Source organism: Variovorax ureilyticus (assembly GCF_037889935.1).
In the GTDB taxonomy this organism is placed as follows: domain Bacteria; phylum Pseudomonadota; class Gammaproteobacteria; order Burkholderiales; family Burkholderiaceae_C; genus Variovorax; species Variovorax ureilyticus.
On record NZ_JBBKZU010000001.1, the window covers coordinates 382420 to 393604 of the forward strand.

Consider the following 11185-nt stretch of genomic DNA (forward strand, 5'->3'; position numbering starts at 1 on the left):
TCCCAGAGCCATGACCCAGGACTTCGACAAATTCGTCGGCACGCGTGCCATCTCCCCCCAGCACCAGTTCGACGTCGGCGCACTGACCGCCTGGCTCGAAAAGAACCTGGGCGGCTTCAAGGGCCCTCTGACGGTGGAGATGTTCAAGGGCGGGCAGTCCAACCCGACCTACAAGCTGGTGACGCCCACGCTGAGCTACGTGATGCGCGCGAAGCCGGGCCCGGTTGCCAAGCTGCTGCCTTCCGCACATGCGGTCGAGCGCGAGTTCAAGGTCATGAGCGGCCTCGCCGGCACCGACGTGCCGGTGCCGCGGATGTACTGCCTGTGCGAGGACGAATCGGTCATCGGCCGCGCCTTCTACATCATGGAATTCATGCAAGGCCGGGTGCTGTGGGACCAGTCCCTGCCGGGCATGAGCAACACCGAACGAAGCGCGATCTACGACGAGATGAACCGGGTGATCGCCGCACTGCACACGGTGAAGTTCGCCGAACGCGGCCTCGCCGACTACGGCAAGCCCGGCAACTATTTCGAGCGCCAGATCGGCCGCTGGAGCAAGCAATACGTCGCCTCGATCACGCAGCCGATCCCCGAGATGGACCGCTTGATGGAATGGCTGCCAGCGCACATTCCGGCGAGCGCCCGCGACGAGAAGATGAGCTCGATCGTCCACGGCGACTTCCGCCTCGACAACCTGATGTTCCACGCCACCGAGCCGCGTGCGATCGCGGTGCTCGACTGGGAGCTTTCCACGCTCGGCCACCCGCTGGCGGACTTCAGCTACCACTGCATGTCGTGGCACATCCCGCCCGGGGCGTTCCGCGGCATCGGCGGCCTTGACCTCCAAAGCCTCGGCATCCCCACCGAGAGCGAATACATCCGCAAGTACTGCGAGCGCACCGGCATCACCACGCCCGAAGCGCTGGCGCCCGACTGGAACTTCTACCAGGCCTACAACCTGTTCCGCATGGCGGCCATCCTGCAAGGCATCGCCAAGCGGGTCGAGGCCGGCACCGCCTCGAGCGAACAGGCCGTGGCCTCCGGCCGCGGAGCGCGACCGATGGCCGAAATGGCGTGGCAATTCGCAGAAAAAGCATGAGCCCCCCGGCTTTTCACTTCGCTGCGCTACGTGCAATTCGCCACCCCCCGAGGGGAAGGCGCGGCTCGCCTTGGGGCGGCCCGGCGGCGGCCGCCTGAACGCTTACTCACCAGGAGACGAAATGGACTTCGAATACTCGGCCAAAACCAAAGACTTGCAGAAGCGCGTCACCGCCTTCATGGAAGAAAACATCTACCCGGCTGAGGCCGAGTACGCGGCCGAGCTGGCGGCCAACACCGCCGCAGGCAAGCGCTGGAGCGCACTCAACGTGGTGGAAAAGGTCAAGGCGAAGGCCAAGGCCCAGGGTCTCTGGAACCTCTTCCTGCCGGTCGACAGCGCGGCCGCATCCGGCTACGAAGGCGCGGGCCTCACCAACCAGGAATACGCACCGCTCGCCGAGATCATGGGTCGCGTGCCATGGGCCAGCGAGGCGTTCAACTGCTCGGCACCGGACACCGGCAACATGGAAACCATCGCGCGCTACGGCTCCGAGGAGATCAAGGCGCGCTGGCTCAAGCCGCTGCTCGAAGGCGAGATCCGTTCCGCCTTCGCGATGACCGAGCCCGAAGTCGCATCGAGCGACGCGACGAACATAGCGACGCGCATCGAACGCCAGGGCGACGAATACGTCATCAACGGCCGCAAGTGGTGGATCTCCGGTGCGGCCGATCCGCGCTGCAAGGTCTTCATCACCATGGGCAAGACCGATCCCGATGCACCCAAGCATTCGCAGCAGAGCATGATCATCGTGCCGGCGGACACGAAGGGCATCCGCATCGCGCGTCCGCTCAACGTCATGGGCTATGACGATGCGCCGCACGGCCACGTCGAGATGTACTTCGAGAACGTGCGCGTGCCGGTCGGCAACATGCTGCTCGGTGAAGGCCGCGGCTTCGAGATCGCCCAAGGCCGCCTCGGCCCGGGCCGCATCCACCACTGCATGCGCCTGATCGGCCTGGCCGAGCGCGCGCTCGAACTGATGTGCAAGCGCGCCAGCTCGCGCGTGGCCTTCGGCAAGACCGTCGCATCGCAGACGGTGACCCAGGAGCGCATCGCCGAGGCGCGCTGCAAGATCGACATGGCCCGCCTGCTGACGCTGAAGGCGGCTTGGCTCATGGACGTGGCCGGCAACAAGGTCGCGAAGACCGAGATCGCGATGATCAAGGTGGTCGCGCCGAACATGGCCTGCCAGGTGATCGACTGGGCCATGCAGGTGCACGGCGGCGGCGGCATGTGCGACGACTTCCCGCTCGCCTACGCCTATGCCGGCGCTCGCACGCTGCGCTTCGCGGACGGCCCGGACGAGGTGCACCGCAATGCGATCGCCAAGTGGGAGCTGGGCAAGTACGGCACGGGCAAGACCGACGACACGATGCCCGTCACGCGCTTCTGAGCGCCGTTCCTTCCGGCACGGGCCGCCGCACCGCGAGGTGCCGGCGGCTTTTTTACAGCTTCTTCTGCAGGAACATCGCGGTGCCGTACGCGGGATCGAGCTGGTAGCCCGCAAAGCCCTCGCGCTCATAGGCGCGCAGCGCGCTCCCATTGCCCGACAGCACCTCGAGCGTCAGCTTGCAGGCGCCGCGCACCCGCGCCTCCTGTTCGACGCGGGCCAGCATGCGCTGCGTCACGCGCCGGCCCCGATGGCTCGCGAGCACCACCACGTCGTGCACGTTGACCAGCGGCTTGCAGGCGAAGGTCGAGAAGCCCTCGATGCAGTTGACGAGCCCGACCGGCTGCTCGCCGTCGTAGGCGAGCACGCTGAAAGCCTGCGGGCGCGCAGCCAGCGCATCCGGCAGTCCGGCCAGCACGTCCGGTGCCAGCGGCGTGCCGCCGCCCGCGGGGTCGCGCGCGTACGCATCCAACAGCGCCACGACTGCCCGAGCATCCGACGCATTGCGGTAGTCCGCGAGTCGAACCCCGATCGCGGGCTGGCTCATGCAGCCTCCACGGCGGCGACCAGGCGCTTGGCGCACGCCTCGGACTGCGCGGCGTCTTTCGCCTCGACCATCACGCGCAGCAATGGCTCGGTGCCACTGGCGCGGATCAGCACGCGGCCTGCATCGCCCAGTTCGGCCTCTACCCGTTCGATCTCGGCGGCGAGCGTCCGGTTGGACTTCCAGTCCTGATCCCCGGCAAGACGCACATTGATCAGCGTCTGCGGAAAGAGCTTCACGCCCTCGAGCAATTCGGCCACGGTCCGACCGCTTCGGACACACGCCTGCAGGACCTGAAGCGCGCTGACGATGCCGTCGCCCGTCGTATGGCGATCAAGCGCCAGCAGATGGCCCGAGCCCTCGCCGCCGAGCAGCCAGTTGCGCTTGCCGAGTTCCTCGAGCACATAGCGGTCGCCCACGCGCGCCCGAACGAACTCGATGCCCTGGGCCTTCAACGCCACCTCCACCGCCTTGTTGGTCATCAGGGTGCCGACCACGCCGGCGGGTTTCTCGCCGCGCGCGACACGCTCCATCGCCATCAGGTAGACCAGCTCGTCGCCATTGAAGAGGCGTCCGCTCGCATCCACGAGCTGCAGACGATCGGCGTCGCCGTCGAGTGCGATACCGTAGTCGGCGCCCTGCGCCTTGACCGCTTCGATCAGCGCCTGCGGGTGCGTCGCGCCGAAGCCCTTGTTGATGTTCAGGCCATCGGGCGCGCAGCCGATGCTGGTCACCTCGGCGCCCAGTTCATGGAAGACGGACGGTGCCACCTGGTAGGCCGCCCCGTGCGCCGCATCGACAACCAGCTTGCGCCCCTTCAGGGTCAGGTCGTTGGCAAAGGTGCTCTTGCAGAACTCGATGTAGCGTCCCGGCGCATCGTTGAGGCGCCGCGCCTTGCCGAGACTGCGCGAGTCGACCCACACCGGCGCCTGTTCCAGGGCGGCTTCCACCGCCAACTCCCACTCGTCGCTGAGCTTGGTGCCGTGCGCGCTGAAGAACTTGATGCCGTTGTCCGGAAAGGCGTTGTGGCTCGCGCTGATCACCACGCCGAGGCTCGCGCGCTGGGCACGCGTGAGATACGCGACGCCCGGCGTCGGCAGCGGGCCGAGCAGCACCACGTCCACACCCGCCGAATTGAATCCCGACTCCAGCGCCGATTCGAGCATGTAGCCGGAGATACGCGTGTCCTTGCCGATCAGCACGGTCGGCCGCGATTCCGACTGCTTGAGCACCCGCCCTACCGCATGCGCCAGGCGCAGCACGAAGTCGGGGGTGATGGGCGCCTGCCCGACGGTGCCGCGAATGCCGTCGGTACCGAAATACTGCCTTGTCATTGTCGAGTTTCCTCTCTGTGTCGTTCTCTGTTCATCGCTTGCCAGACGGCCAGCGCCGCGACGGTTTCGCGTACGTCGTGCACGCGAACGATCGCCGCCCCCTTGTCCACAGCCAGGACTGCGGCGGCCACGCTGGGCACCATCCGCTCGCCGGCCGCTTCGATGCCGGTCACCGCACCCAGCGACGACTTTCGCGACCAACCTGCCAGCAGTGGCAGGCCCGAACCCAGCAATTCGGCCTGCCTGGCGAGAAGCGCGAAATTCTGCCGGACCGTCTTGCCGAATCCCACGCCGGGATCGAGGACGATGCGCTCCGGCCGCACGCCACGGTTCGTCAGCGCCGTGACCTGCAGTTCGAGGAATTCGCGCACTGCGGGGACCACGTCCCCGCTCATCGGCGCAACCTGCATGGTCTGCGGATCGCGGTGCATGTGCATCAGGCAAACCCCACATGCCGGGTGCGCGCAGACGACCTCCAGCGCGCCGGGCCGGCGCAGGGCCCAGATGTCATTGATGATGTCCGCGCCGAGTTCCAGCACCGCGTGCATCACTTCAGGCTTGTAGGTGTCGACCGAAACCGGCACGCGCAGCCTGAGGGCTTCGCGCACGACCGGAACGACACGCGCCAGCTCTTCCTCCAGAGGCACCGCGGGACTCCCCGGCCGCGTCGACTCACCACCGATGTCGAGGATGTCCGCGCCCTCCTCGATCAACTGCTCGCAGTGAAGAAGCGCTGCATGCGTCGAAGCGTGTGCGCCGCCGTCGGAGAACGAATCAGGCGTGACGTTGACGATGCCCATGACCTGCGGACGTGCAAGGTCGATCGCGAATCGCGTGGTTTGCCAGACTGCCGTCATGCCGCGTCCCAACGAAAAAACGGGGCCAGAGGCCCCGTTGTTTGCCAAAGCATCGCCAAGCTCAAGCTGCGGTCGGCGTCGGATCGGGATTCACCGCCGGCGTACCGCCACTGCCGCCGCTGCCGGATGGCGGCACGCGCGGCGTCCAGTCCTTGGGCGGACGCGGCGCGCGGCCGGCCATGATGTCGTCGAGCTGTTCGGTGTCGATGGTTTCCCATTCGAGCAGCGCCTTCGCCATGGCGTGCATCTTGTCGCTGTTCTCCTCGATGAGGCGGCGCGCCAGGGCGTACTGCTCGTCGATGATGCGCCGGACTTCGGCGTCGACCTTCTGCATGGTCGATTCGCTCATGTTCGTGGTCTTCGTGACCGAGCGGCCGAGGAACACTTCGCCCTCGTTCTCGGCGTAGACCATCGGTCCCAGCGATTCGGTCATGCCGTAGCGCATCACCATGTCGCGGGCGATCTGGGTCGCGCGTTCGAAGTCGTTGCTGGCGCCGGTCGTCATCTGGTGCATGAAGACTTCCTCGGCGATGCGGCCGCCGAAGAGCATGCTGATCTGGTTCAGCATGTACTCGCGGTCGTAGCTGTAGCGGTCCTGCGCAGGCAGGCTCATCGTCACGCCCAGCGCCCGGCCGCGCGGAATGATGGTGACCTTGTGCACCGGATCGCACTTGGGCAGCAGCTTGCCGATCAGGGCGTGGCCGGACTCGTGGTAGGCCGTGTTACGGCGCTCTTCCTCGGGCATGACCATGCTCTTGCGCTCGGGACCCATGAAGATCTTGTCCTTGGCCTTCTCGAAGTCCTGCATCTCGACCACACGCGCGTTGCGGCGTGCGGCCATCAGCGCGGCTTCGTTGCAAAGGTTGGCCAGGTCGGCACCCGACATGCCGGGCGTGCCGCGCGCGATGATGCTCGCGTTGACGTCCTGGCCCAGCGGCACCTTGCGCATGTGGACATTGAGGATCTGCTCGCGGCCGCGGATGTCCGGCAGCGTCACGTAGACCTGGCGGTCGAAGCGGCCCGGACGCAGCAAGGCGGCATCCAGGATGTCGGGGCGGTTCGTCGCGGCCACCACGATCACGCCGAGGTTGGTCTCGAAACCGTCCATCTCGACCAGCATCTGATTGAGGGTCTGCTCGCGCTCATCGTTGCCACCGCCGAGGCCGGCACCGCGCTGGCGGCCGACAGCGTCGATTTCATCGATGAAGATGATGCAAGGGGCGTTCTTCTTGGCGTTCTCGAACATGTCGCGAACACGCGCGGCGCCGACGCCGACGAACATTTCGACGAAATCGGAACCGGAGATCGAGAAGAACGGCACCTTCGCTTCGCCGGCGATACTTTTCGCCAACAGCGTCTTGCCGGTGCCGGGGGGGCCGACCAGCAGCAGACCACGCGGAATGCGGCCGCCGAGCTTCTGGAACTTGGCCGGATCCTTCAGGAAGTCGACGACTTCCTTCACTTCTTCCTTGGCCTCGTCGCAGCCGGCGACGTCCGCGAAGGTGACCTGGTTGTTGTTCTCGTCGAGCATGCGGGCCTTGCTCTTGCCGAAGCTGAAGGCCCCGCCTTTGCCGCCGCCCTGCATCTGCCGCATGAAATAGACCCACACGCCGATCAGCAGGAGCATCGGGCCCCAGCTCACCAGCAGGGTCATCAGCAGCGAGCCTTCCTCGCGCGGCTTGACGTCGAACTTGACGTTGTTGGCGATCAGGTCGCCGACCAAGCCGCGGTCGAGGTAGGTGGCGGTGGTTCGGATCTTGCGGTCGTCGGTGGTCACCGCGACGATTTCGCTGCCGCCCTGGCCTTCCTGGATCGTGGCGCTCTTGATTCGGTTGTTGCGAACTTCCTCGAGGAAGTCCGAGTAGCCGATGTTGCCTGCGCCGGCGACGCCGCGGGTGTCGAACTGCTTGAACACAGTGAACAACACCATCGCGATGACGAGCCATACGGCAACTTTGGAAAACCACTGATTATTCAAACGAAGCTCCAGTCGATAGCGCTTAGCACTGAAAACAAAAAAGGCGCCGTGGGCACGCAATTGGCGCCCATTTTAGGCTTTTCAACCCGAAAAACCGGCTGATTTCCCTATAGCAGCCATAGGCTGCAAGCGGTTTTACGGAGAACGTGACACAGCAGTGCCGGTATCAATTCGTATCCGGCTGCTTGAGCCCGATGCCGACCATGAACGTTTCAGCCGACTTGTCGCGCGAAGCCTTCGGTTTGAAGGGTTTGACGACGCGGAAGTTGTCCTTGAACAGCCGGGTCAGCTCGTTGTAGCCGCTGCCATGGAAGAGCTTGGCAACGAGCACCCCTTCGGGTTTCATATGGTGGCGCGCGAAATCGATCGCAAGCTCGATGAGATGCGCCACGCGCGCCGTGTCCGCCGAAGCGATTCCGGACAGATTGGGCGCCATGTCCGAAACCACCACGTCGGCCTTTCGCCCCGCCATTGCCGCGGACAGCCGATCGAGCACGTCGGCCTCGCGAAAATCGCCCTGAAGGAAGGTCACGCCTTCGATCGGCTCCATGGGCAGGATATCCAGCGCGATGATGGTGCCCGCCAGTTCGCCCACCGCCGCCCCGTCCGGCGAGAGCCTGCGCCGTACGTACTGGCTCCAGGCGCCCGGCGACGAGCCCAGGTCGACCACGACGTGTCCCGGCTTGATCAAGCTCAAGCTTTCGTCGATCTCCTTCAGCTTGTAGGCGGCGCGCGCCCGGTAGCCCTCCTTGGTGGCCAGCTTCACGTACGGGTCGTTCACATGGTCGTGGATCCACGCACGGTTGACCTTCTTCGCTTTCGGTTTGGGATTCATTGACATCGATAATACGGGGATGCCCGCCATTCAACTTACCCCTGCGCAGCGCAAGGTGCACCGCGCCGAAGCCCATCACCTCGATCCGATCGTCATGATCGGCGGCGACGGCCTGACCTCCGCCGTCAAGAAAGAGGCCGATGCGGCGCTGAAGGCCCACGGCCTGATCAAGGTGCGCGTGTTTTCCGATGACCGGGCTGCGCGCGAAGCCATCCTCCAGACCCTGGCGGACGACCTGGATGCCGCACCCATCCAGCACATCGGCAAGCTGCTCGTCCTTTGGCGTCCAATGCCCGAGAAAGAGCGCGTCCTCGACGAGGACCGCATGCCCGGCCCGCGCGACGTCAAAGTCATCAAGTACAGCAAGCGCGGCGGCCAGCGCCCCGAAATCAAGACTCTGCGCGTCCTTGGCAACCAGCGCCTGACCTCCGGCGGCAACATCAAGCGGGCCAAGCCGCGCAAGCCCCTGTCGGACAAGAAACGGCGGCAGGCAGATTGAGGATGCCGACCGACGCCGCGGCAGGCCCGCAACGCCATATCCTTTGCATGAAATGGGGCACCAAGTACGGCCCCGAGTACGTCAATCGCCTCTATGCGATGGTGCGCAGGCACCTCGCCGGCGATTTCAAGTTCGTCTGCCTGACCGATGACGCCGCGGGGATCCGCAGTGAAGTCGAGTGTTACCCGATCCCCCCGCTCGACCTGGAACTGGCCCCAGGCCAGGTCGACCGCGCCTGGAAGAAGCTGACGACCTTCGAAGCAGACCTTCACGGCTTGCGTGGAACGGCACTCTTCATCGATCTCGATGTCGTGATCGTCGGCAGTCTGGACGAATTCTTCGAATACCCGGGCGAGTTCCTGATCATTCACGACTACGAGCGCCCCTGGCGGCGCCGGCGCATCACAGGCAACTCGTCGGTCTACCGGTTCGAACTGGGCGCGCATCCGGACGTGCTGGCGTACTTCCGCCGGAACATGGACAAGGTGCAGGAAGAGTTCCGCAACGAGCAGACCTATCTGTCCGACTTCATGTATCGCAAAGGCACCCTCGCCTATTGGCCTGAGGCCTGGTGCCCGAGCTTCAAGTACCACGGCATCCCCGTATGGCCCACCAACTACTGGAAGGAGCCTTTCGTGCCCGAGGGCGCGAAGATCATGGTCTTTCACGGGGAATGCAACCCGCCGGATGCTTTGGCCGGTCGACGCAATCGCCGCTTCAGGTTCATCCGCCCGGCGCGCTGGATCACACAGTTCTGGCAGACCTGACCATCGGGCCCGCGCAGGCGGTTCCAGTGGGTTTCAATCCCGCACGCGCCCCATCCGCCACAGCAGCGCACCGGCGCACAGCCACTGGCCGAGGTACATGCCGCTGCCGAGCGAGTGCCAGAGCCGGAGATTCTCGCGTGCAAGGATCCGCGGCGCGACGGCGTACTGCTGCAGTAGCGCGAGCAACATCGCCGCCACGATCAGGATCACGGCGATGCGATCGGCGTCCGTCAACCGGTCGTCGGTTCTCGACCGGAAATGGATCAGCAGAACAAGTCCGCATCCCAACGCCACCCAGGTCTGAGCGGCAAACAGTTGCCCCGCGAAATTTCCGGCCACGGCCGGGTTGCCGAGACGGGAGAAGAGCATCGGCACCACCAGAAAGCCGATCGTCGTCAGGCTGCCCCACCAGAGCGCGGCGAGCATGAGCGCGATGCGGCCTTTCATTCGGCTCGCGCCTCAGACGTAGCTGACCGCGACGATCTCGTAGCGCTTCACGCCGCCGGGCGCCTGGACCTCGGCGGTATCCCCCTCTTCCTTGCCGATCAGCGCGCGAGCGATCGGGCTCGAGACATTGATGAGGCCCAGCTTCAGATCGGCCTCGTCTTCGCCGACGATCTGATACCTGACAGGATCACCGGTGTTTTCGTCCTCGAGATCGACGGTGGAACCGAAGACGACCTTGCCGCCGGCGTCCAGCTGCGACGGGTCGATGACCTGGGCTGCCGACAGCTTGCCCTCGATGTCCTGGATGCGCCCTTCGATGAAGCCCTGACGGTCCTTGGCCGCCTCGTACTCGGCGTTTTCGCTGATGTCGCCCTGGGCGCGCGCTTCCGCGATCGAGTTGATGACGCCCGGTCGGTCGACCGTCTTGAGCCTTTGCAGCTCTTCGCGCAGTTTCTCGGCACCGCGCTTGGTAATCGGAATGGTGGCCACTAGTTTTGCTCCAGAAAGCGAAACCGCCGAACGCTGCCGTTCGGCGGTCCATGGGAGAGAAATGATCAGACGAGCTGGCGTCCGGTCAGCCGGCTCAGGATGGCGAGCGGGCTCGATTCGGGATTGTATTGCCTCGCCGCCGGCAGATGCAGCGTCTGCTCGAGCATGTACTGGCCCGCCATGACCGCGTGCGAGGTCTGGTCCGAGAAGCAGACCCACACCGAACCGGCCGGGAACGGCACCGTCTGCTGGTCGGAGTTCTTCTGGTATTCGAGGTCCGCCTTCATGCCGTCGTGCAACTGCAGCATGAGATGGTCGTACTCGCTGCGCAGCGACTTCGTCACGCGCAGCGCGCGCAACAGCCGCGCCTGGAGACGCGAATACGGCTTGGCGCGCGGAAGGAAGCGTCGCGCGACCGTCTCGAACGGCTCCCCGACGCGCCAGACCCGCGGCGCTCCTTCAGGGTTGGCGTTGGTGAACACGCGAAGGATGCGCTCGCCGTAGTTGGGACGTGACGGAAAGGCATCGACGTGCAGGCGGCGGTCGTCCGCGCGCCAGGACTGCACGCGCGTTTCCACCTGCGCCGGCCGGTAGCTGGTCGGCGCCAGCCGCAGCGCCGGCGTGTAGTGCGGCAAGAGTCCATGGATCAGTTGCTGCGCCTGCGCGCGGAAGCGGCCGACCAGCGCCGCCACCGCCTGCTGCCGTGCCTCGTCGCCCTCCACGCCCTTCAGGCGCCCCTGGGCATCGAGGCTGATGTTGCGGACCTTGGGCGACAGCACCGCGGGCGACAGCAACGCCCGCTCCTCGGGAAGGATGTCGAAGCCGAGCCGGGGGAAGTACAGAACCTTCCCGGCCTCGAGCGCCGCGATCCATGCCTCGTTGGGCACCGCGGCATTCCAGTCGGCTAGATCGAGTTCGACGAGCTGCGATTCCATGGAACGCCTTT

12 protein-coding genes are annotated in these 11185 nt (G+C 65.5%); 4 read left to right on the plus strand and 8 right to left on the minus strand.

The window, feature by feature from the left end:
- Positions 1-10 precede the first annotated feature (10 nt).
- Both WKW77_RS01900 and WKW77_RS01905 read left to right on the plus strand, forming a co-directional pair.
- Positions 11-1099 carry a phosphotransferase gene (locus WKW77_RS01900; RefSeq protein WP_340355129.1) on the plus strand — a complete coding sequence of 363 codons (1089 nt, stop codon included), beginning with the start codon at positions 11-13 and terminating at the stop codon, positions 1097-1099.
- A gap of 121 nt (positions 1100-1220) precedes the next feature.
- On the plus strand, positions 1221-2492 hold the full coding sequence (locus WKW77_RS01905) for an acyl-CoA dehydrogenase family protein (protein WP_340355130.1): 1272 nt from the start codon (positions 1221-1223) through the stop codon (positions 2490-2492).
- Positions 2493-2544: 52 nt separating this feature from the next.
- Here the strand turns inward: WKW77_RS01905 and WKW77_RS01910 are convergent, their stop codons facing one another.
- The 5 genes from WKW77_RS01910 to WKW77_RS01930 all read right to left on the minus strand — a co-directional run bounded on the left by WKW77_RS01910 (position 2545) and on the right by WKW77_RS01930 (position 8037).
- Positions 2545-3036, minus strand: coding sequence for a GNAT family N-acetyltransferase (locus WKW77_RS01910; protein ID WP_340355131.1), 492 nt, complete (start codon positions 3034-3036; stop codon positions 2545-2547).
- Positions 3033-4367 (minus strand): phosphoglucosamine mutase, encoded by a 1335-nt coding sequence (gene glmM, locus WKW77_RS01915; RefSeq protein WP_340355132.1) that lies wholly within the window; start codon positions 4365-4367, stop codon positions 3033-3035. The genes WKW77_RS01910 and glmM overlap by 4 nt, the downstream gene beginning before the upstream one ends.
- Positions 4364-5224, minus strand: coding sequence for a dihydropteroate synthase (gene folP / locus WKW77_RS01920; RefSeq protein ID WP_340355133.1), 861 nt, complete (start codon positions 5222-5224; stop codon positions 4364-4366). The genes glmM and folP overlap by 4 nt, the downstream gene beginning before the upstream one ends.
- A 61-nt stretch (positions 5225-5285) precedes the next feature.
- On the minus strand, positions 5286-7202 hold the full coding sequence (ftsH, locus tag WKW77_RS01925) for an ATP-dependent zinc metalloprotease FtsH (protein ID WP_093159166.1): 1917 nt from the start codon (positions 7200-7202) through the stop codon (positions 5286-5288).
- A 166-nt stretch (positions 7203-7368) separates the two neighbouring features.
- Complete coding sequence (locus WKW77_RS01930) at positions 7369-8037, minus strand: RlmE family RNA methyltransferase (RefSeq protein WP_340355584.1); 669 nt, start codon at positions 8035-8037, stop codon at positions 7369-7371.
- A 19-nt stretch (positions 8038-8056) separates the two neighbouring features.
- On the opposite strand from WKW77_RS01930, the gene WKW77_RS01935 reads away from it, so the two are divergent.
- Together WKW77_RS01935 and WKW77_RS01940 are read left to right on the plus strand one after the other, a co-directional pair.
- Positions 8057-8536: a YhbY family RNA-binding protein gene (locus WKW77_RS01935; protein WP_340355134.1), complete on the plus strand. Its 480-nt coding sequence runs from the start codon at positions 8057-8059 to the stop codon at positions 8534-8536.
- A gap of 47 nt (positions 8537-8583) precedes the next feature.
- Positions 8584-9303: a glycosyltransferase gene (locus WKW77_RS01940; protein WP_340355135.1), complete on the plus strand. Its 720-nt coding sequence runs from the start codon at positions 8584-8586 to the stop codon at positions 9301-9303.
- 33 nt (positions 9304-9336) lie between these two features.
- Here the strand turns inward: WKW77_RS01940 and WKW77_RS01945 are convergent, their stop codons facing one another.
- From WKW77_RS01945 to WKW77_RS01955, 3 genes are all read right to left on the minus strand, one after another.
- Positions 9337-9750 carry a DUF4149 domain-containing protein gene (locus WKW77_RS01945; RefSeq protein ID WP_340355136.1) on the minus strand — a complete coding sequence of 138 codons (414 nt, stop codon included), beginning with the start codon at positions 9748-9750 and terminating at the stop codon, positions 9337-9339.
- Positions 9751-9762: 12 nt separating this feature from the next.
- Positions 9763-10239 carry a transcription elongation factor GreA gene (gene greA / locus WKW77_RS01950; protein WP_340355137.1) on the minus strand — a complete coding sequence of 159 codons (477 nt, stop codon included), beginning with the start codon at positions 10237-10239 and terminating at the stop codon, positions 9763-9765.
- A 65-nt stretch (positions 10240-10304) separates the two neighbouring features.
- A complete protein-coding gene (locus WKW77_RS01955) occupies positions 10305-11174 on the minus strand; it encodes a Kdo hydroxylase KdoO (protein ID WP_340355138.1) in 870 nt (289 codons plus the stop codon).
- Between the last annotated feature and the right edge of the window lie 11 nt (positions 11175-11185).